The 18,685-nt window shown below is 53.1% G+C and carries 26 protein-coding genes; 7 read left to right on the forward strand and 19 right to left on the reverse strand.

The annotated features are described in order from the left end of the window. Positions 1-615 carry a 2,3-bisphosphoglycerate-dependent phosphoglycerate mutase gene (locus tag G549_RS0115525; RefSeq protein ID WP_027835790.1) on the forward strand — a complete coding sequence of 205 codons (615 nt, stop codon included), beginning with the start codon at positions 1-3 and terminating at the stop codon, positions 613-615. Between the two features lie 386 nt (positions 616-1,001). Here G549_RS0115525 and G549_RS0115530 read toward each other — a convergent pair whose 3' ends face one another. Beyond that, a complete protein-coding gene (locus G549_RS0115530; protein WP_051213951.1) occupies positions 1,002-1,877 on the reverse strand; it encodes a bifunctional helix-turn-helix domain-containing protein/methylated-DNA--[protein]-cysteine S-methyltransferase in 876 nt (291 codons plus the stop codon). A gap of 269 nt (positions 1,878-2,146) precedes the next feature. After that, positions 2,147-2,641 carry a DUF2244 domain-containing protein gene (locus tag G549_RS20655; RefSeq protein WP_051213953.1) on the reverse strand — a complete coding sequence of 165 codons (495 nt, stop codon included), beginning with the start codon at positions 2,639-2,641 and terminating at the stop codon, positions 2,147-2,149. Between the two features lie 59 nt (positions 2,642-2,700). Between G549_RS20655 and nth the strand changes: the two genes are divergently transcribed. After that, positions 2,701-3,366 carry an endonuclease III gene (gene nth, locus G549_RS0115540; protein ID WP_036223067.1) on the forward strand — a complete coding sequence of 222 codons (666 nt, stop codon included), beginning with the start codon at positions 2,701-2,703 and terminating at the stop codon, positions 3,364-3,366. A 423-nt stretch (positions 3,367-3,789) separates the two neighbouring features. Here nth and coaA read toward each other — a convergent pair whose 3' ends face one another. From coaA to hisB, 8 genes are read right to left on the reverse strand one after another with little or no spacing between them, the layout of a single operon-like run. Next, positions 3,790-4,746: a type I pantothenate kinase gene (gene coaA, locus G549_RS0115545; protein ID WP_027835793.1), complete on the reverse strand. Its 957-nt coding sequence runs from the start codon at positions 4,744-4,746 to the stop codon at positions 3,790-3,792. A gap of 11 nt (positions 4,747-4,757) precedes the next feature. Then, positions 4,758-5,075 carry a phosphoribosyl-ATP diphosphatase gene (locus tag G549_RS0115550; protein ID WP_027835794.1) on the reverse strand — a complete coding sequence of 106 codons (318 nt, stop codon included), beginning with the start codon at positions 5,073-5,075 and terminating at the stop codon, positions 4,758-4,760. Continuing rightward, positions 5,076-5,852: an imidazole glycerol phosphate synthase subunit HisF gene (hisF, locus tag G549_RS0115555; RefSeq protein ID WP_027835795.1), complete on the reverse strand. Its 777-nt coding sequence runs from the start codon at positions 5,850-5,852 to the stop codon at positions 5,076-5,078. Continuing rightward, positions 5,845-6,174, reverse strand: a complete 330-nt coding sequence (locus G549_RS0115560; RefSeq protein ID WP_036223073.1) for a hypothetical protein — start codon at positions 6,172-6,174, stop codon at positions 5,845-5,847. The genes hisF and G549_RS0115560 overlap by 8 nt, the downstream gene beginning before the upstream one ends. A 5-nt stretch (positions 6,175-6,179) precedes the next feature. Then, the gene (hisA, locus tag G549_RS0115565) at positions 6,180-6,908 is read right to left on the reverse strand and encodes a 1-(5-phosphoribosyl)-5-[(5-phosphoribosylamino)methylideneamino]imidazole-4-carboxamide isomerase (RefSeq protein WP_027835797.1); all 729 of its coding nucleotides are present in this window, start codon (positions 6,906-6,908) and stop codon (positions 6,180-6,182) included. 12 nt (positions 6,909-6,920) lie between these two features. Beyond that, positions 6,921-7,568, reverse strand: coding sequence for an imidazole glycerol phosphate synthase subunit HisH (gene hisH / locus G549_RS0115570; RefSeq protein WP_036223080.1), 648 nt, complete (start codon positions 7,566-7,568; stop codon positions 6,921-6,923). Further along, positions 7,565-7,993, reverse strand: coding sequence for a DUF2628 domain-containing protein (locus G549_RS0115575; RefSeq protein ID WP_027835799.1), 429 nt, complete (start codon positions 7,991-7,993; stop codon positions 7,565-7,567). Before G549_RS0115575 ends, hisH begins: the two co-directional genes overlap by 4 nt. A gap of 9 nt (positions 7,994-8,002) precedes the next feature. Continuing rightward, positions 8,003-8,590 (reverse strand): imidazoleglycerol-phosphate dehydratase HisB, encoded by a 588-nt coding sequence (gene hisB / locus G549_RS0115580; protein WP_027835800.1) that lies wholly within the window; start codon positions 8,588-8,590, stop codon positions 8,003-8,005. Between the two features lie 199 nt (positions 8,591-8,789). On the opposite strand from hisB, the gene hslV reads away from it, so the two are divergent. From hslV to hslU, 3 genes are read left to right on the forward strand one after another with little or no spacing between them, the layout of a single operon-like run. Beyond that, positions 8,790-9,353, forward strand: coding sequence for an ATP-dependent protease subunit HslV (gene hslV / locus G549_RS0115585; RefSeq protein WP_027835801.1), 564 nt, complete (start codon positions 8,790-8,792; stop codon positions 9,351-9,353). Then, a complete protein-coding gene (locus G549_RS0115590) occupies positions 9,353-9,844 on the forward strand; it encodes a GNAT family N-acetyltransferase (protein ID WP_027835802.1) in 492 nt (163 codons plus the stop codon). The genes hslV and G549_RS0115590 overlap by 1 nt, the downstream gene beginning before the upstream one ends. Positions 9,845-9,863: 19 nt before the next feature. Next, entirely contained in the window at positions 9,864-11,174 is a 1,311-nt protein-coding gene (gene hslU / locus G549_RS0115595; RefSeq protein ID WP_027835803.1) for an ATP-dependent protease ATPase subunit HslU, read from the forward strand. Between the two features lie 136 nt (positions 11,175-11,310). On the opposite strand, the gene G549_RS0115600 is transcribed toward hslU, so the two are convergent. The 8 genes from G549_RS0115600 to G549_RS0115645 all read right to left on the reverse strand — a co-directional run bounded on the left by G549_RS0115600 (position 11,311) and on the right by G549_RS0115645 (position 16,742). After that, positions 11,311-11,853, reverse strand: coding sequence for a fasciclin domain-containing protein (locus G549_RS0115600; protein ID WP_117394700.1), 543 nt, complete (start codon positions 11,851-11,853; stop codon positions 11,311-11,313). Positions 11,854-12,174: 321 nt separating this feature from the next. Beyond that, a complete protein-coding gene (gene msrB / locus G549_RS0115610) occupies positions 12,175-12,690 on the reverse strand; it encodes a peptide-methionine (R)-S-oxide reductase MsrB (protein ID WP_036223270.1) in 516 nt (171 codons plus the stop codon). 87 nt (positions 12,691-12,777) lie between these two features. After that, positions 12,778-13,350 carry a fasciclin domain-containing protein gene (locus G549_RS0115615; protein ID WP_051213954.1) on the reverse strand — a complete coding sequence of 191 codons (573 nt, stop codon included), beginning with the start codon at positions 13,348-13,350 and terminating at the stop codon, positions 12,778-12,780. Between the two features lie 249 nt (positions 13,351-13,599). Next, positions 13,600-14,337, reverse strand: a complete 738-nt coding sequence (locus G549_RS0115625) for an anti-sigma factor (RefSeq protein ID WP_027835808.1) — start codon at positions 14,335-14,337, stop codon at positions 13,600-13,602. Beyond that, positions 14,327-14,893, reverse strand: coding sequence for a sigma-70 family RNA polymerase sigma factor (locus tag G549_RS0115630; RefSeq protein ID WP_051213956.1), 567 nt, complete (start codon positions 14,891-14,893; stop codon positions 14,327-14,329). Before G549_RS0115630 ends, G549_RS0115625 begins: the two co-directional genes overlap by 11 nt. A gap of 83 nt (positions 14,894-14,976) precedes the next feature. Then, positions 14,977-15,354 (reverse strand): helix-turn-helix domain-containing protein, encoded by a 378-nt coding sequence (locus tag G549_RS0115635; protein ID WP_027835810.1) that lies wholly within the window; start codon positions 15,352-15,354, stop codon positions 14,977-14,979. After that, complete coding sequence (locus G549_RS0115640) at positions 15,351-15,893, reverse strand: Smr/MutS family protein (protein WP_162889088.1); 543 nt, start codon at positions 15,891-15,893, stop codon at positions 15,351-15,353. Before G549_RS0115640 ends, G549_RS0115635 begins: the two co-directional genes overlap by 4 nt. Positions 15,894-15,992: 99 nt before the next feature. After that, entirely contained in the window at positions 15,993-16,742 is a 750-nt protein-coding gene (locus tag G549_RS0115645; RefSeq protein WP_027835812.1) for a Tim44/TimA family putative adaptor protein, read from the reverse strand. A gap of 146 nt (positions 16,743-16,888) precedes the next feature. Here G549_RS0115645 and G549_RS20660 point away from each other — a divergent pair, with 146 nt between their 5' ends. Then, complete coding sequence (locus G549_RS20660; protein WP_036223081.1) at positions 16,889-17,362, forward strand: FxsA family protein; 474 nt, start codon at positions 16,889-16,891, stop codon at positions 17,360-17,362. Between the two features lie 97 nt (positions 17,363-17,459). Then, positions 17,460-17,954, forward strand: a complete 495-nt coding sequence (gene secB / locus G549_RS0115655; RefSeq protein WP_027835813.1) for a protein-export chaperone SecB — start codon at positions 17,460-17,462, stop codon at positions 17,952-17,954. A 6-nt stretch (positions 17,955-17,960) separates the two neighbouring features. Here secB and dnaQ read toward each other — a convergent pair whose 3' ends face one another. Further along, positions 17,961-18,659 (reverse strand): DNA polymerase III subunit epsilon, encoded by a 699-nt coding sequence (gene dnaQ / locus G549_RS0115660; protein WP_036223082.1) that lies wholly within the window; start codon positions 18,657-18,659, stop codon positions 17,961-17,963. Positions 18,660-18,685 lie beyond the last annotated feature (26 nt).

The raw sequence follows: 18,685 nt of genomic DNA on the forward strand, positions 1-18,685 counted from the left end.
ATGGATCGTAGATTGATTTTGGTGCGTCACGGCCAAAGCGAATGGAACTTGAAAAACCTGTTCACCGGCTGGAAAAACCCAGGCCTCACCGACAAAGGCATTGAAGAAGCCAAAGCCGCAGGCGAATTGCTGAAATCGCGCGGCTATGAGATCGAACTTTGCTACACGTCAGCCCTAAAGCGCGCGCAGCATACGCTTGATTTGATGCTTGAAGAAATGGGCATCACCAATATGACCATTATCCGCAATCAGGATTTGAATGAGCGTGACTATGGCGATTTGGCCGGGCTGAACAAAGATGACGCGCGGGAAAAATGGGGCGACGAGCAAGTGCATATTTGGCGTCGGTCCTATGATACACCCCCTCCGGGTGGCGAGAGCCTCAAGGACACAGCAGACCGCGTGTTGCCATATTATAAGCGCGAGATTGAACCCCGCGTTTTGGATGGCGGCACCATCTTGGTGGCCGCCCATGGCAACTCGCTGCGGGCTTTGGTGATGGCGCTTGAAGGTCTTTCACCAGAAGAAATTTTGAAGCGCGAAATCGCCACCGGCAAGCCGATCATTTATGATCTAGATGAAAACGGCAAAGTGCTGAACGTGGAAAATATCTAATGTAAGAGAGCCCCGATTGGGGCTCTTTTTTTCGCCGACGGCAATAACGCGCCGCCGTCGTTCGCTGCGCGCACTACCCCGGCATCCCCGCCGAATAGTGCCACACGCCAGCGTTTTTCGCGCCCTGTCATCCCCTCCAGCGTCACCCCAAGACTTGATCTTGGGGTCCATTTCACACTGGCCAAAATGCAGAGTGGTCTTGATGTGATCAATTCAGCGGGTGTTTCCTACCAAACAATTAGGTGCCCCGCCGCTACCCTCAAATGGATTGCAAGATCAAGTCTTGCAATGACGGGAGTGGTGGTTGGGACTTAGGCTCTTCTCTCACCTTGCTTGAATTTCTCGACGACGCTTAGAACGAGGATATGTTTCGATACCCCCTGAGATCAACCAGCGCCACCCTGCAACTGCCCAGCTTCCCAGCCCAGCATAGCTTTTTTACGAGTCAGGCCCCAATGATAGCCCGTCAGGGCGGCGTTTTTGCCGATCACACGGTGGCAGGGCACCACGAAGGAAATCGGGTTGCGGCCCACAGCGGCGCCCACGGCGCGTGCGGCTTTTGGGGAACCAACCTCTTCTGCAATTGCGCCATATGAATTGGCTTCGCCCGGCTTGATTTTCAGAAGGGTTTGCCACACGCGCACTTCAAAGTCTGTGCCGATCATCGCCACGCGAATTGGCTGATCTTGCTGCCATTGGTGGGGCAGAAACACCCGGTTAGCCCAGCGCCCTATTTCGGCATCGTTTTGAACGTAGGTGGCTTTGGGCCAGCGTGATTGCATATCTTCCAGCGCGGGCTGCTCCTGGCCAGCATCGGCAAAGGCGAGGCCCGCCAAACCATAATCTGTGACCATCAATAGCGCTTGGCCAAAAGGCGATGGATGAAAGCCATAGCGGATTTCCAATCCTTCGCCCTTTGCTTTGTATAAGCCCGGCGGCATGGCTTCATGAGTCACAAACAAATCATAAAGCCGCGCGGGCGACGACAAGCCGAGCTCCAAAGACGCGTCAAAAATCGGTAAATCTGCCTTGAGCATTTGGCGTGCCCGATCGAGCGTGATGCAGTGGGAGAAGGCTTTCGGCGTTAGCCCGGCCCAGCGACGAAATAGGTCTGTCAGCTGCCGCTGCGTCATGCCCAGATCGGCAGCGATGCGGTCAATCTGATGCTCGTCAGCCGGGGTTTCGTGCAGCTGTTCGACCACCTGCCGCACAATTTCATAATCAGAAGCGCAAATTTCGAGTTGGTGCATGGTCTGGTCCATTTTCAAGCTCCTGCATTTGAACGTGGACCGAAGGATAGCGCAAGGTGGATTTGAGCATCGACCCGATTTTGACGATTTTACGCGCCGCCGTCGCTCACTGCGTTCGCTACCCCGGCACCCCCGCCGATGGGTGCCACACACTAACTCTGAACAAGCGAGCGACAAGAGTGGACGAGCGTAGCGGGGACCCCGGCCAACTTTTTGGCCGCGCCGTCGCAGGCCGATGCGCAGCATCGAATGGCCGTGAGACAGCACGCCCCCAAAAACCCCTACCGTTTCGCCCGTGAAAGCTCCTGCCCGAAGGTGCGGGCGAAGCTGGTTTTGTCAGCGGGATTGAGGAATTCGCCTAAGGCAATGCGCTGTTGTCGGGCGATCAGGTGCAGGCTTTCGACTTCATTTTCGGCGTTCAGCTTGGTCACCAAACGGGCCCAGAAGGGATTGAGTTCAATCTCATTAATGCGGCCTTTGATATCCACCTTGCGGATGCGGATGGCATCATGCCAAAGGCCAATCTCCTCATATTGTTTTTCACCGCGTTTGGAGCGGGTGAGGGCCCAATAGAGCAGCAAAATATCGAGGCCCATAAAGCCGACAATTGGCCAAGCACCCATCAAAAAGAAGGTGAGACCGGGGATCAGCGCCAGCGTGCCTGCAATAATGGTCACCACCAATATCCCGCGCTCACTTAAAGAGCGGTGGGGCCGCAGGGTGGCGCGGAACAGGGGTGGGTCTAGCTGGTCATCAAATTGGTGATCGGCAGACATTTGCGCTTTTCATTCCTTTTTGATCATGGCCTATTAGACCTAACGGATAAGAGGACCAAATGGCTCAACGGACACGACTGACAAAGCAAACGATAAATGACATGTTCGCCAAATTTGAGGCGAACAATCCGCATCCTGAAGGGGAATTGGATTATGTCAATATCTTCACCCTGCTGGTGGCGGTGGTCTTATCCGCGCAGGCCACGGATGCGGGGGTGAACAAGGCGACCAAGGCCCTGTTTGAGGTCGCCGATACGCCGGAGAAAGTGTATGCCTTGGGCGAAGACAAAATCCGCGATTATATTAAAACCATTGGGCTTTATCGCAACAAGGCGAAAAATGTATATGCCCTGTGTAAAGCATTGATTGAGCAGCATAATAGTGAAGTGCCGGAAGACCGCGAGGCGCTTGAGGCGCTGCCGGGCGTGGGGCGCAAAACGGCGAATGTGGTGCTCAATATCGGGTTTGGTCATCCGACCATTGCCGTGGATACGCACCTTTTCCGCATCGCCAACCGCACCGGGCTAGCCCCGGGCAAAAATGTGCTGGCGGTTGAAAAACTGTTGCTGAAAACAATTCCAAAGGACTATTTGCTGCACGCCCACCACTGGCTGATTTTGCATGGCCGCTATATCTGCAAGGCGCGCAAACCGGAGTGCTATCACTGCATTATTGTGGAGGAGTGCAAGTTCAAGGACAAGGTGATGGAAGCGGGGAAGAAGTAGGGGTTGGTTTTTGGCGTGCCGGCATTATTTGAGCCGACGTCATTCGCTTCGCTCTAGTTTTCTGTCCTCACGTCGGACGGGCTGGCCCGGCACCCCCGGTGTTTTTATGCGCCGCCGTCGCTCACTTCGTTCGCTACCCCGGCCCCCGCGCCGATTGGTGCCCCGCTCTTATGCTGTGCAAGGCGCAACGACAGCCTCTCACGTCATTACCGGACTTGATCCGGTAATCCATGTAGCGGTTGAGATTTGGCAGAGCAACGCTTATGCCCCGTAACTGCACTCACGCTGCTTGGCCCCCGGATCAGGTCCGGGGTGACGGCGGTGGGTGGGTGACAGGTCGTGCACAAAACTAAATCTGGTCACCAATCGGCGGAGGTGCCGGGGTAGAGAGCGCAGCGACCGGTGGCGGCAAGAAAAAAGTCACTACAACTTCCGCAATTGCACCTTGTTGATCGCGTGGTCGGCGCCTTTGGTGAGCACAAGGTCGGCGCGGCCGCGGGTGGGGAGGATGTTTTCTTGCAAATTGGGCAAGTTGATCTGCTCCCAGATGGAGACGGCCAGTTTCTTCGCCTCATCAATATTGAGCTTTGAGAATTGGTGGAAGAAGCTTTGCGGGTCCATAAAGGCCGTTTCACGCAATTGCAGGAACCGCTCCACATACCATTGGCGCAGATTGGCCTCTGCGGCATCAATATAGATCGAAAAATCGATAAAATCTGACGCGAACAGGATGGGGCGGCCATCGCGGGGCAGATCGCCTGGCTGCAAGATATTGAGGCCTTCCACGATCAGAATATTGGGGCGGTCAATGACCACCTCCTCGCCTTCCACCACGTCATAAACAAGGTGGGAATAGGTGGGTGCTTTCACATTGGGCATGCCCGCCTTGATAGAGGCCAGAAATTTCAAGAAGGCCGGGCGATCATAACTTTCAGGAAAGCCCTTTTTCTCCATCAGGCCGCGTTTTTCCAGCTCCGCATTGGGCAACAAAAATCCATCTGTGGTGATCAAATCGACCTTGGGGGATGAGGGCCAGCGTTGCAGCAAGGCGTGTAGCACACGGGCAGTTGTCGATTTACCCACCGAAACAGAGCCCGCAACGCCGATAATGAAAGGCGTTTTATCGCCATTTTGCTGCAAGAACTTGCCCGCAGCGGTGTGGAGCCCCTGCACCGCTTCGACATAGAAGGCCAAAAGCCGTGTCATGGGCAAATAGACCTGTTGGGCTTCCTCCAAGGAAATCGGGTCATTGAGCGCACGCAAGCGTTTCAAATCGTGCAAATTCAACGTCATGGGCTCGCCATGGCGCAGCGCGGCCCATTGCTCGGTGGTGAACTCGTGATAGGGGGACAGGTCCGGCCCCAATGACAAAGGATTCATACCTTTTCCCTCTATTCCGTACGGCTGGCTTTTTCCTCAAGCCCGGATTGGCCCGTGCGTTCGGCCAACACCGCTTCCACCTCATCAAGGCTGATATTGTGGGCTTTGAGCACCACAAGTAAATGATACAAAAGGTCAGCACTTTCGGCCTTTAGCTCGTCGCGGTCGCCCTGAATGGCGGCAATGACAGTTTCCACTGCCTCTTCGCCCATTTTTTTGGCAGCACGCGCGCCACCATTGGCCAAAAGCTGAGCGGTGTAGGATTTTTCTGCTGAGGCATTGGCCTTTTCGGCAATGATGCGTTCCAGCGCTTTCAGGTCAAAGGTCATCTATCCATCCAATCGGGTTGGTACACCCTGCTGGGCCATATAGCGTTTAGCCTCGCCAATAGAATAGGTGCCAAAGTGGAAAATTGAGGCCGCCAGCACAGCGCTGGCATGGCCCTTTTTCACCCCATCCACCAAATGATCAAGATTGCCCACACCGCCAGAGGCGACGACAGGTACGGGCACCGCGTCGGCAATGGTGCGGGTCAATTCCAGGTCGAAACCGATTTTGGTGCCGTCGCGGTCCATGGAGGTGACCAGCAACTCCCCTGCCCCGCGCTTGACCATATCCGTGGCAAAATCCACCGCATCAATGCCCGTGGCGTTGCGGCCACCATGAGTGAAGATTTCCCAGCGCGGGGTTTCCCCCTCTTTGTGCGCGGCTTTCGCGTCTACAGACACCACAATGCATTGGTCGCCAAATTTGTCGGCGGCGCGGTTGATAAAATCCGGGTCGCGTACCGCGGCGGAATTGATCGACACTTTGTCAGCGCCGGACAGCAGCAGCTTGCGAATATCATCGACTGTGCGGATGCCGCCGCCTACCGTAACCGGCATAAAGCAATGTTCTGCCGTGCGCGCCACCACATCATAGATGGTTTCGCGCTCTTCATGGCTGGCAGTGATGTCCAGAAAACACAATTCGTCGGCGCCAGCGGCGTCATAGGCGATGGCGGCTTCCACAGGGTCACCTGCATCCACAAGGTCAACAAAATTGACGCCTTTGACGACGCGTCCGTCTTTGACGTCTAGGCAGGGAATCAAGCGGGTTTTAAGCATTTCGTTTTACGACCCTTCTTAAAATGCGCAGCACCACATGCAGGAAAAAGACAATCAGCCACACGAAAAACGCAGCGGCGGCGAACGGGAGCGTGAAGTAGCTGAACCAAAACATCATGCCCATCTCATAGAGGGTGTCGCCCCGATCAGCGCCCCAAATGACACAAGGATTAACGTACCCCTCATGCAAGGTGCAACCATTGGCCTCGGCAACCATACCAGCACCCAATGTCAACAAAATTGGCCCGATGCCCACCAAGATGATGATGCCCAGCACAAGGGCATATTTTAGCAGCAGAGAACGGGTTGTTGAGCGCTGCATCTCTGTCAGACCTTGTTGAGCTTTTCGAGCGCCGCAGGCACATCAATGCGGCCATCATAAAGCGCCCTGCCGGAAATGGCGCCTTCCAGCGCCTGCATTTCCGGCTTGGTCATCATTTCAATATCGTCCATTGAGGCCAGGCCGCCCGAGGCAATCACGGGAATGGTGGTGGCTTTGGCAAGCTCCAACGTGGCGTCCCAATTGATGCCGGTGAGAATGCCATCGCGGTCAATATCGGTGAAAATGATGGCGGCAACGCCCGCGCCTTCAAATTTTTGCGCCAGTTCGATCACGTCCAGTTCAGACGTTTCGGCCCAGCCTTCCACAGCAACCTTGCCGCCGCGTGCATCAATGCCCACGGCGATTTGGCCGGGATAGAGCTCGCACGCCTTATAGACCAGATCAGGATCACGCACAGCGATGGTGCCGAGAATGACGCGGGTCAGGCCGCGATCGAGCCAGGCTTTGATGTGATCGAGTGTGCGGATGCCGCCGCCTAATTGCACCGGCATATCCACGTCGCGGATGATTTTTTCCACCGGATCGCCATTGACGCTTTCGCCCGCAAAGGCGCCATTGAGATCGACCATATGCAGATATTTAAAGCCCTGAGCATGGAACTGCTGGGCTTGGTCCACTGGGTCATCATTAAAGATGGTGGCCTTGTCCATATCGCCTTTTTGCAGGCGTACGCATTTGCCGTCTTTCAAATCAATGGCGGGAAAAAGGATCATCAATTCGTCTTTCTAGATTTTCCAATTGAGGAAATTTTCGATCATGGTCAGGCCCACCGCTTGTGATTTTTCCGGGTGGAACTGGCTGGCGACAATATTGTCGCGGCCAATCGCGGCCACATGCGGGCCATCATAATTGAAGGTGGCGATCACATGGTCCGGATTGTCGGCCAGATAGTGATAGGAATGCACAAAATAGGCGTGCGGATGCCCCGCCATATGGTCAAATACCGGGTGGGGCCGCAACAGATCCAGATTGTTCCAGCCCATATGCGGCACTTTCAGCGTCGGGTCATTGGGGGTGAGAATTTCCACCGTGCCGGGAATCCAGCCCAGGCCCTCTGTGACCTGCTTTTCCAGCCCCTTGCTGGCCAAAAGCTGCATGCCGACGCAAATGCCCAAAAAGGGCTTCATCTTTTTGTTAGCGTGGTCTTCCAGCGCGTCGACCATGCCGTCCAGCCCGAACAGCGCGTTGCGGCAATCGGCAAAGGCGCCCACGCCGGGTAGGATCACCCGGTCGGCGCTTTTAACATCCTCGACCTTGTCGGAGACGCGCACATCAAAGCTACCATTGGCGGTTGTGGCGGCGCGTTCCACCGCCTTATGGGCCGACTTCAGATTGCCAGCGCCATAATCGACAATAATGATCTTTTCACTCATAGATTTTGCGTCTCCGCGAATGGCGACATAGGCGCAGCAGGCCGCTGTTTTGGCTCCTGCCGTTGCGCAAAGACCCGCGTAGCGGTGTAGCGATAGGCCGCATCGTCACTGGAAGATGAGGGCACGATGGCTTTGAGTACATAACCCTTCCGCTCCAAAAAGCGGCCGCGGATCGACCCGGCTTCCAAACCAATTAGAATGGCCACCAATATGCCGATCCACCATGAGGCATCTTCACCGACGAAAAAGGTGACAAAGCCAAGGATAAACGCCACGCCAACATAGGCCAGCAGCTCAAGCCACATCAAATGCACGATGCACCAGACTGGGGTGAGCAGCGCCGCAAACCACGAGAATTTGTCCGGCACCACGACGAGCTCTTGCTCGTCATCGATCATTTTTTCATAAATTGAATATAGCCGCATGGGACAATCCTATAGCGCGCCCTTGGTTGAAGGCACGCGCCCTTCAAGCTTGGGATCAATTTCAACCGCCTCGCGCAAAGCGCGGGCCAAGGCTTTAAAGCAGCTTTCGGCAATGTGGTGATTGTTGCTGCCATATTCATTGCGCACATGCAGGGTGATGCCCGCATTCATGGCGAAGGCCTGGAACCATTCCTGAAACAGTTCCGTGTCCATATCGCCCACCTTGTCGCGGGAAAATTCAACCTGCCACACCAAAAAGGGGCGGCCAGAAATATCCAGCGCCACACGAGATAGAGCTTCATCCATTGGCAAATCACATGAGGCATAGCGGCGGATGCCCTTTTTGTCGCCCAGCGCGTCTTTCACCGCCTGGCCCAGAGCAATGCCCACATCTTCTGCCGTGTGGTGCATATCAATGTGCAGATCGCCTTTGGCTTTGATGGTGATGTCCATCAGCCCATGGCGAGCAATTTGATCCAGCATATGATCCAAAAAGCCGATGCCGGTTTCAATTTTGGCGGTGCCCTGACCGTCCAAATTCACCTCAACCGCAATATCGGTTTCGTTGGTTTTGCGAGAAATTTTTGCACTGCGCATAAAAATGCCCCTCGAATTAAACGCCGCGACATCTGCCTTGTGGCCCATCCATTCGGGCTTTGATGCCGATTTTCCCCTTCCTCTTATCAGGTTGAATCGAAATGGGGAAGGTCGACAAAGGGTCAAAAGGTTGCCTCACAATGATTGTAATCATATCGGAAGTTCTTAAATATGAGGTCGCAATAACGGAGACGATTATATGCCAGAAAACCAACAAGGTTCTGCCGGATGGCGGGGAACCACTATTTTGACCGTGCGCAAAGGCAACAAGGTTGTTGTTGCTGGTGACGGTCAAGTCTCACTTGGACCAACTGTTATTAAACATGGCGCGCGTAAAGTTCGGCGCTTGGCAGGCGGCAAAGTGATCACAGGATTTGCCGGCGCGACCGCAGATGCTTTTACTCTATTTGAGCGCTTGGAAGCCAAACTGGAACAATATCCGGACCAATTGATGCGCGCCTGCGTGGAATTGGCCAAGGATTGGCGGACTGATCGCTATTTGCGCCGTTTGGAAGCCATGATGATTGTGGCCGACAAGAAGGACAGTTTGGTGTTGACCGGCACGGGCGATGTGCTTTCCCCCGATAGCGGGGTGATGGGCATTGGCTCGGGCGGCAATTATGCGCTGGCGGCGGCCAGCGCGTTGATGGACACCGATTATGACGCGGAAGAGATTGCCCGTCGGTCCATGAAAATTGCGGCAGAGATTTGCGTATACACCAATGAAAGCCTCACCGTCGAAACCATTGACTTGGACGAGTAATGGCCTCCATTCGTCGCCTTACGCCAAAAGATGCGGAACGGTTTCGAGAAATCCGCATTGAGGGATTTCGCCAACATCCGGCGGCCTTTGGCTCTGGCTTGGCCAATGTGATTGACCAGCCACTGAGCTTTTTTGAAAGCTGGCTCGCTGACCTCAATGCCTATGGGGTGTTTGAGGATGATGAGTTGGTGGCGGTGGCTGCTTATGCCCGTGGCAAAGGTGTCAATGTGCGCCACACCGCCAATTTGATCGCCGTTTATGCCCGCCCGCAAGCGCGCGGAACAGGCATTATGGCGCAAATGATTGAGGCGATGTGCGAGGATGCCCGGCAAGAGGGCATTGAGCAGATCACGCTTTGCGTGACGGTGGACAATCAGGCGGCGCAAAAGACCTATCGCAAGCTCGGGTTTGAGCGGTTTGGCACCGCGCCCAAGGCCATTTTGCATGATGGCCACTATTATGATGAAGATTTGATGGTGCGCTTTTTATAAGGCACCGGAAGGAAAAATGATGAGTGAACTAAGTTTTTCTCCGCGCGAGATCGTTTCTGAACTGGACCGCTATATTGTGGGCCAAAAAGACGCCAAGCGCGCTGTGGCCGTGGCCCTGCGCAACCGTTGGCGCCGCCAGCAACTGGACGCTGAGATGCGCCAAGAGGTCAGCCCAAAAAACATTTTGATGATCGGGCCAACCGGCGTGGGTAAAACTGAAATTTCCCGCCGCTTGGCGCGGTTGGCGCAAGCGCCTTTTGTGAAGGTGGAAGCCACCAAATTCACTGAAGTGGGCTATGTGGGCCGCGATGTGGAGCAGATTGTGCGCGACCTGGTGGAAGCCGGGATTGGGCTTTTGAAGGATAAAAAGCGCAAGGAAGTGCAAGCCAAAGCGCATTTGCAGGCGGAAGAGCGGGTTTTGGATGCGTTGGTGGGCAAATCTGCCAGTCCTGCAACCCGTGACAGCTATAGGCAAAAGCTGCGCAATAACGAGCTTGACGATAAAGAGATCGAAGTAGAGCTGACGGGTCAATCTGGTTCGCCCATGTTTGATATGCCGGGCATGCCGGGGGCGCAAATGGGCATGATTGATCTTTCGGACATGTTGGGCAAAGCCTTTAACCAAAAAGGCGTGAAGCGCACGGTGAAAGTGGTCGACAGCTATGAGTTGCTGATCAATGAAGAGGCCGACAAGCTGCTGGATCAGGACAAGATTATCGCTGAAGCCATTGAGCTGGTGGAAAATCACGGCATTGTTTTCCTCGACGAAATCGACAAAATTTGCGTGAAAGATGGCCGTTCTGGTGGCGAAGTGAGCCGCGAAGGCGTGCAGCGCGATTTGCTGCCCTTGATTGAAGGCACCACCGTTTCGACCAAACATGGCCCGGTGAAAACCGACCATATTTTGTTTATCGCCTCGGGCGCCTTCCATGTGGCCAAACCATCGGACTTGCTGCCTGAATTGCAGGGGCGTTTGCCGATTCGTGTGGAATTGCGCGCCCTCACCCATGAGGATTTTGTGCGGATTTTAAACGACACGGACGCCAGCCTGATTAAGCAATATGTCGCGTTGATGGGCACGGAGGGTGTCACCCTTGATTTCAAAGATGATGCGATTGACGCCATTGCCGAGCTCGGGGTGGCGATCAACGCCAAAATCGAAAATATCGGGGCGCGACGGCTGCAAACCGTGATGGAAAAACTGCTGGAAGATATTTCATTCAATGCGCCAGATAAGAGTGGCGAAACCATTGAAATTGATGGCGCTTACGTGCGCAAAGCTGTTGGCGAGTTGGCTGAGGACACTGACCTCAGTCGGTTTATTCTCTAGCTCTTATCTTCAAAACAAAAGAAAACGCCCTGATCATTGATCAGGGCGTTTTTGCCTATGTCAGTGTTCTATGGATGGGGAAGAAGGAGTTGGCTTTGTGGCCAACCTACATCTGACATCACGGCATTACTAAAGCTTATTTTGGCACCAAAACGGCGTTTACAACGTGGATCACACCGTTGGTCTGGGCCAAGTCGGCTGCTGTTACCTGACCTGCATTGCCATTCTCATCGATGATGAACACATTGCCGTCACGGATTTCGGCTTTCAGCGTGTCGCCGCTTACGGCTTCAAACTCATATGAACCGCCATTGGCTTCAATCGCTGCAATCAAATCAGCAGCGCGTACATCGCCTGCAACAACGTGTGCTGTCAGCACTTTTGTCAGCATGTCTTTGTTTTCAGGCTCCAACAATGTCTCGACAGTGCCTTCAGGCAAAGCGGCAAATGCATCATTGGTTGGCGCGAACACGGTGAATGGGCCGTCGCCTTGCAATGTTTCAACCAAGCCAGCAGCTTGTACAGCAGCAACCAAGGTTGTGTGGGCGTCAGAAGCAATTGCTGTTTCAACAATGTTCATTTTCGCGCCATGGCCATCAGCCAAGGCAGGAGCGGCAGCAAAGCCAAGTGACATTGCAACAATAGCGGCGGAAGAAGTCTTCAAGATTGATTTAAGCATGATGTTTCTCTCCAGTTAAAAGGTTTCTATCCGCTGGCCAACGGTCAGGATAGAAACGGCGGGAGATTGAGACTCGATCATTTGCAAAAGGTAACGTTTTTGTGAGTATATATTTCAATGACTTACGCCGAAATTTTTGAGAAAATTTTCAAAAATCAGGTCTCGCGACAAAGCGCCATCCACAAGAAAAACGCCCCTGAACTCAATCAGAGGCGCTTTGGTTGAACCTGTTCGGGGCGGGAACATGGTTCAAAAGGGGGTCAAAGAAGAAAGTTGGAAACTTCTCGATTTTGGAGGATGACTTCTGACCCCGATCTCGGTTTAGGCCGCTTTGAAATTCAACGCGACGCCGTTTAGGCAATGGCGCTTGCCGGTAGGCTGCGGTCCATCATCAAAGATGTGTCCCAGGTGTCCGCCGCAGCGGCTGCAATGCACTTCGGTGCGGGTCGCGAACAACGAATTGTCTGGCTTGGTGCCGATGGCTGCCTCGTCGACGGGCGCCCAAAAGCTCGGCCAGCCTGTTTTGCTGTCATATTTTGTGTCTGAGGGATAGACCGCTTGGTCGCACCCGGCACAATGATAAATGCCGGCCCGCTTTTCTTCTAATAAGTCAGATGTATAGGGCCGCTCTGTTTGTTCTTCACGCAAAACCGCGAATTCATTATCTGTCAGCAGCGCCCTCCACTCTTCCGGCGTGCGGGTGATTTCAAATTCGCCTTGGTCATTGGCATTGGCCTGATCTCCTGCGCGCCAGAAATATGTGCCTGCACCGACACCAGCGACCGCAAATGCCCCCAGACCCAGCCCGATCTTTTTCAAAAATCCGCGACGTTCTATTTTGGTTTCGTTAGACATTTGCCGAACTCCTTGTTGGGGGGATGAAAATGGGCTGGCCCGAAGGCCAACCCACCGCTCACGATAAGCTTATTTTGGAACCAAAACTGAGTTCACAACGTGGATCACGCCGTTTGATTGGTTCACATCGGCGATGGTTACTTTCGCAGCATTGCCATTTTCGTCGATGATATAGACGTTGCCGTCATTCAACTGGGCAGATAGTGCGTCGCCACTCACAGCTGTGAAATTATATGTGCCGCCATTGTCCTCGATCATTTTGATCAAGTCTGCAGCTTTCACGTCACCGGCCACAACGTGGGCGGTCAACACTTTGGTCAGCATGTCTTTGTTTTCAGGCTTCAGCAATGTTTCAACTGTGCCTTCTGGCAATGCTTCAAATGCCGCATTAGTTGGGGCAAACACTGTGAATGGGCCTTCGCTTTGCAATGTCTCAACAAGACCTGCGGCTTTCACAGCAGCAACCAATGTGGTGTGGTCTTTTGAGTTAACAGCGTTTTCAACAATGTTTTTATCTGCGAACATTGCTGCGCCGCCTACCATTGGGTTGTCGTCCATGGCGAACGCCGCGCCTGCTGACGCAAAGCCGATGGTTGTGGCTACAAATAGGGCTGATGATGTTTTCAAAATTGATTTTAGCATGATTACCTCTCCGTTGTTTTTAAACACCCTCATCAAAAGGGTTACTGCAGATACGGGAGGGTTTTCGGCTTTGTTTCAGAATGTGTCGATTTTTTTGAAATTTTATGAATTATTGTTTTATTTCAGACGCTTACATTTAAATTTTCTTCATGTCTTTTTTCCGGCGCGAGATCTATTTCCGTTCAACACGAAAAAACCGAGATGGTTTGACCATCCCGGTTTGCAGAGTTTGGCAATAAATGGCGTGCCCTAGATGGTGCGCAACTGACCGGACGCGATCACTGGGCCTGTTGGCAATCCAGTTGGCGACCCGCCAAGCGGCTCGACGGAGATGGCGAAAGTTGCGCCTTCATCCAATTGCGCCAGCAAGGCCTCGTCCAAATCCAGTGTAGTTGTGCCTTGTGCCTCAACCAAAGCGATGGACACGGGGTTGCCTTCAGCCGGCACCAGCCATAATTCATGGTCATGTTCAGCACTGGACTGCATGGCGGTCAAAATTGTCATTTGGCGCTTGGCTCGATCCAGTCGCGCCACCATGGCAGGGCTTGTGCCTTCGCTGGTGAGCGTCGCTACCAGTTCCTGCGTCGTCAATGTAGGTTGGGTTGGTGCAAGTGGCCCGCCATAAATCAACATCGCAAGTGCAATCGCAGCCACGGCGCTGGTACCCAGGCTCAGACCGCGCCAAAGATTGACGCTTTGCCACCAGGCGGCCAAACCTTTCGGCGCGGTGGACGGTGTTTCAACAAGGCCCAAGCGATGTTCGATCTGCGACCACACTGCCGGCGATGGCATTTGTGGTTCCACATCATCCAACATGGGGGTGAGACGCGATGTCCACCCATCCACTTCGTGCTGAAAACTGATGTTCTGATCATAAAGCATAGCGGCCTTGTCATGTTCGTCTTTTTCCAAAACGCCCATGGCAAATTCGGCGGCCAGCCATCGCTCTTTTTCAGTTAGATCAGAATTGTTCACGCTATTGCTCATTTCCTAGACATTCCTTTAGCGACAGCAGCGAGCGCCTTATCCATGTTTTCACCGTATTGATCGGCACTTTTAATTCATCCGCCGCCTGCTGATAAGACCAGCCGCTCAAATAGGTGCGGCGCACACATTGGGCATGGTCTTGTTTTAACTGCTCAAGGCACAGGTCGATTTGCTTGGCCACTTGGCCCGAAATTGTTTGTTGCTCGGGCGATGGTTCTGCGTCCGGCAAATCGAAATGATCATCAATTTGCTCTGTTGGCTTCCCCCGGGATCGCACACGGTCAATTGCCTGATTGCGCACAATGGTGGAAAGCCAAGCCACTGGCGTTGCGCGCCCCATGGCATATTGATCCGATTTTTGCCAAATTTTTACAAACGCATCTTGGAGCACGTCCTCTGCCTCTTGCTTCTCCCTTAAGATACGGAAACACACGCCAAAAAGTTTCGGCGCCATCAAAGAATAAAGCTCAGAAAATGCAGATTTGTCGCCCAGGGCGGTACGACCAATTAAATATTCGAGGGTTTGGGCACTGATATTGCGGTGCGCGTCAGTCATTTATCCTCACCTTTGGCCAATATGAGCCACAGACTAAAAAGGGCTTAGTCTAGTTTACGGTGCGTTTGCAAAACTGGATCATATTACTTTTTCGCGCGCGCCCGCGCACCACGCTGTTCAACTTCTTGGATGAGAAATTCCAAGTCTGACGGTTCGAGCGAATTGATGTTATGCGCCAATTTGTTGCTCAATGTCGTTGCCTTGGGATCAAGACCGGCCGTATCGATGGTGATTTTTGGATCAGATAGATCCGCCAAACGCTGCAATTCCTCAGCTTCATCCCAAATGACGTTAAAATAAGCGATGATGCGTTGCAGCATATACCAGGTGGGCTTGCCGCGATGGCCGTGTTCGAGCGCCGACAAATACGCGCTCGATACATTTAGATCTGCCGCCATCTGCTTCAGCGTGATCTTACGGTCACGGCGCATTTGGCGCATTTTTGCGCCGAGAGGGGTCATTTTGAATTCCGTTTCAGCCTGATATAAAGCGCACCTTCGCCACCATGTGATTGGCCAGCCCCCTCAATACCAGCAATCATGCCACGCAAATGAGGTTCTTCGAGCCATTGGGGTACACGATAGCGCAACACACCCTTTTGCTCAAATTGGGCAAAATCCGTGCGGCGCACGCCCTTACCCGTAATCACCAGCAGATTGCGGCGCCCGCGCGCAAATGCGCTGGCGATAAAATGACTGAGCGCACCGTGTGCTTCATGCTGGCGCATGCCGTGCAGATCCAATGTCGCCTCGATCGGGGTTCGGCCGCGGCGCAATTTACGCTGTGTTTTGGCGTCAATGCGCTTATCGGCCACTTTGGCCCGGATCACCGAATTGATGTGCGGCTGTGCATTTAGTTGTTGCTGTGGGGTGTGTGGCACCAGCGGCGCCCATTCGCGCTTGCCCGGCGCGTTCTGTGCTGCGCTGGTTTTTAAGTTGTCTGGCTTGCTTTTCAGCTTGTCAGTTGCATCTGGCGGCGTAATTTTGCGCAAAGATTGCATTTTTTCAGGCTTTAAAGGCGATACGGACCGAGTCACCTCGGTCCATAAATGCCAATCGCCCAAGTCTTGCGCTTTTTTTTTGCCGCCTCGCCCCATTGATCAGTCCAACTGATCGGTGCGGACCAATTTCCAATTCGGATCGCGTGATTTGATGGGACGCGCAAAGGTCCACTCATCGGCAATATCAACGATAGCTTCAAGATCGCCTTCAATCACCTCACCTGACTTGTCGCGCACCGCGCTAACCACTTGCGCCCGATAATCGACGGTGACCAGAGCGTCTTTGCCCTCAAATTCCACGTCAACAATTTCGACATTTTTAAAGCCGACAAAAGTGAACTGATTGGTTTGGCCTTCAGCTTCACGGGCATTAATCGCCTGCTCAAACTCGTCATAAATTGACCGATCAAGCAGCATTTTCAGGGTTTTCTTATCACCTTGCGCGAAGGCCACCACGATCATTTCATAGGCTGAGATCGCCCCGTCGAGGAACTGCTTTGGCGAAAAGTCACGATCTAAATCGGCCAACTCCTGCAGCCCTTTGGCGACATTGGTACGTTCGCCTGCGATGCGTTCAATTTCAGCTTCCGTTTTCAAACGGCGTTTTTGTGCATCCAATTGAGGGCGCGAATTGTTATTTTCACGACGGCCCAAATCGATCACATTGCCAGCGTCTTTTTCGCGGGCACTTTCACCGTCGGGCGCATTTTCTTTGTCGTTTTTATCCTGTTGCTGGTATGGCGGGCGTTCTTCACCGGTGCGTGTGCCCAATACGGACCGCAGCCGGAACAGCACAACCACAGCAATAATCAAGAAGATAAGGGTGGTTGGATCTAAAAAGTCTTGCATATTTGCCTCGTCATGCGCCGGAGCGCGCTCGCAATTTCATTGTTTCTCCCTATATATATGGCAAGATACGCTTATGGCCAGCTTTGAGACCATCGATTGGCCAAAGAAATGTCATTTTGTCACATGAACGCCTATAAGGAGCCACCTTGTCCCGGATTTTATTTGCCCTGTTTGTTGTGGTGCCCATCATTGAAATTGCTATTTTTGTCGCTCTTGGCGGCTTAATCGGGTTTTGGTGGACCATGGGCGGCATTGTTTTCACCGCGATCTTGGGGTCGTTCCTGTTGCGGCAACAGGGCATGTCGGTTTTATTTTCCATTCAGAACAAGCTCAATGCTGGCGGTTTTCCGGCGCAAGAGATTGTTGATGGGGTCATGTTGGCGATTGCGGGTGCCTTGTTGCTGACCCCAGGGTTTTTCACCGATGCGGTTGGTTTTTCGCTGTTTGTGCCGCTGGTGCGCCAAACTTTGTTCACCGAGTTGCGCAAGCGGGTGAAAATCGTGTCCGCCACATCCTATCAATCTTACCAACAGCGGCCCCCTCACGATGGGCCGCGACGCAAAGACGACGAAGACGTGATCGATTTGGACCGCGATCATTGGCGCGATGATGAGCGTTGATTTAGCGCAGGATTTTGCCCGCTGCAGGCTTCTTGTCGTCTCGGCCTAAAAGTGATAGCCACTTGTTCGATTAATTTTAAACGAAATGGGCAGGAACATGGCCGAAGAAGAAAACAAAGCAGCCGCAGGGGATCAACCTGCGCCTTCACTCAATATCGTTGGGCAATACATCAAAGATTTGAGCTTTGAAAACCCAAATGCGCCAGCATCGCTTAGCGCTGGCCAAGCACCACAAATTAGCATTTCCATCAATGTGGGCGCGCAAAAGCAGCAAGATGAGCTTTATGCAGTGGAATTGACCATCAATGCCAAAGCAGAGCGCGACGAAAAAGTCTTGTTCAGTGTTGAATTGGTTTATGGCGGGTTGTTCGCGATCAAGAACTTCCCTGAAAACCAACTTCATCCTTTGGTGATGATCGAGTGCCCGCGTTTGATTTTCCCATTTGCGCGTCAATTGCTGGCCACAGTGACACAAACTGGTGGTTTCCCACCATTGTTGATGGAACCTGTCGATTTTTCATCGATCTATCGCCAGAATTTGGAAGCCGCAGCGCAACAGCAGCAGCAAAATGGCGAAGCCAAGCCAAACTAATTCAGGTTAAGACCAATATTTGGCCCACAACGCTTCATCATTCATGTGAAGCACAAAATCTTTGTGGCGCTGAATTTGATCTTCGCTTAGACGAGATGGCAAAGGGGTCGGGCGCTGGCGCGCGGCCTCTTTTTTTATGGTTTTGCCCGCCTCCTCGTCGCTTTGCGATTGTGCGGCCAAAGACAGGCCAACTTGGCGCCCGCCAATCAATTCCAAATAGACTTCGGCCAAAATCTCACTATCGAGCAGTGCGCCGTGCAAGGTGCGGCGGGCATTATCGATGCCATAATGACGACAGAGCGCGTCCAAATTTACGCGGGCGCCGGGATGTTTTTTTCGCGCCAACATCACGGTGTCGATCACTTCATTTTCAAGTCGACGCTTGCTGGCCCATTCCAGTTCTGCCTGCAAAAAGCCCATATCGAACGGCGCATTGTGGATCACCAACACCGAATCAGAGACGAAATCGAGGAAATCGTCGGCCACATCTTTAAATAGGGGCTTGTCGGCCAAAAATTCGTTGCCCAACCCATGCACCTTGAAGGCTTCTTCCGGCATGTCCCGCTGGGGATTGCAATAAACATGATAATTGCTGCCTGTGGGGATGTGGTTAATCAGCTCCACGCACCCGATTTCCACCAACCGGTCACCCGTGGCCGGGCTTAACCCTGTGGTCTCTGTATCCAGCACAATTTCGCGTTTCAAAGCACTCGCCTTTATCCATCATTCGG

This window comes from Maritalea myrionectae DSM 19524 (assembly GCF_000423365.1).
Classification (GTDB): domain Bacteria; phylum Pseudomonadota; class Alphaproteobacteria; order Rhizobiales; family Devosiaceae; genus Maritalea; species Maritalea myrionectae.

Coding starts and splice junctions, on each gene's coding strand:
- hisH (WP_036223080.1), bottom strand. CDS start 7,568: ATGAGTGAAAAGATCATTATTGTCGATTATGGCGCTGGCAATCTGAAG.
- G549_RS0115560 (WP_036223073.1), bottom strand. CDS start 6,174: ATGCAGCGCTCAACAACCCGTTCTCTGCTGCTAAAATATGCCCTTGTG.
- G549_RS0115645 (WP_027835812.1), bottom strand. CDS start 16,742: ATGCAAGACTTTTTAGATCCAACCACCCTTATCTTCTTGATTATTGCT.
- G549_RS0115590 (WP_027835802.1), top strand. CDS start 9,353: ATGGCCTCCATTCGTCGCCTTACGCCAAAAGATGCGGAACGGTTTCGA.
- hslU (WP_027835803.1), top strand. CDS start 9,864: ATGAGTGAACTAAGTTTTTCTCCGCGCGAGATCGTTTCTGAACTGGAC.
- G549_RS0115525 (WP_027835790.1), top strand. CDS start 1: ATGGATCGTAGATTGATTTTGGTGCGTCACGGCCAAAGCGAATGGAAC.
- hisA (WP_027835797.1), bottom strand. CDS start 6,908: ATGATCCTTTTTCCCGCCATTGATTTGAAAGACGGCAAATGCGTACGC.
- nth (WP_036223067.1), top strand. CDS start 2,701: ATGGCTCAACGGACACGACTGACAAAGCAAACGATAAATGACATGTTC.
- G549_RS0115575 (WP_027835799.1), bottom strand. CDS start 7,993: ATGCGGCTATATTCAATTTATGAAAAAATGATCGATGACGAGCAAGAG.
- G549_RS0115640 (WP_162889088.1), bottom strand. CDS start 15,893: ATGCAATCTTTGCGCAAAATTACGCCGCCAGATGCAACTGACAAGCTG.
- G549_RS0115625 (WP_027835808.1), bottom strand. CDS start 14,337: ATGAGCAATAGCGTGAACAATTCTGATCTAACTGAAAAAGAGCGATGG.
- G549_RS20655 (WP_051213953.1), bottom strand. CDS start 2,641: ATGTCTGCCGATCACCAATTTGATGACCAGCTAGACCCACCCCTGTTC.
- hisB (WP_027835800.1), bottom strand. CDS start 8,590: ATGCGCAGTGCAAAAATTTCTCGCAAAACCAACGAAACCGATATTGCG.
- G549_RS0115615 (WP_051213954.1), bottom strand. CDS start 13,350: ATGCTAAAATCAATTTTGAAAACATCATCAGCCCTATTTGTAGCCACA.
- G549_RS0115630 (WP_051213956.1), bottom strand. CDS start 14,893: ATGACTGACGCGCACCGCAATATCAGTGCCCAAACCCTCGAATATTTA.
- secB (WP_027835813.1), top strand. CDS start 17,460: ATGGCCGAAGAAGAAAACAAAGCAGCCGCAGGGGATCAACCTGCGCCT.
- hslV (WP_027835801.1), top strand. CDS start 8,790: ATGCCAGAAAACCAACAAGGTTCTGCCGGATGGCGGGGAACCACTATT.
- coaA (WP_027835793.1), bottom strand. CDS start 4,746: ATGAATCCTTTGTCATTGGGGCCGGACCTGTCCCCCTATCACGAGTTC.
- hisF (WP_027835795.1), bottom strand. CDS start 5,852: ATGCTTAAAACCCGCTTGATTCCCTGCCTAGACGTCAAAGACGGACGC.
- G549_RS0115600 (WP_117394700.1), bottom strand. CDS start 11,853: ATGCTTAAATCAATCTTGAAGACTTCTTCCGCCGCTATTGTTGCAATG.
- G549_RS0115635 (WP_027835810.1), bottom strand. CDS start 15,354: ATGACCCCTCTCGGCGCAAAAATGCGCCAAATGCGCCGTGACCGTAAG.
- G549_RS0115550 (WP_027835794.1), bottom strand. CDS start 5,075: ATGACCTTTGACCTGAAAGCGCTGGAACGCATCATTGCCGAAAAGGCC.
- G549_RS0115530 (WP_051213951.1), bottom strand. CDS start 1,877: ATGGACCAGACCATGCACCAACTCGAAATTTGCGCTTCTGATTATGAA.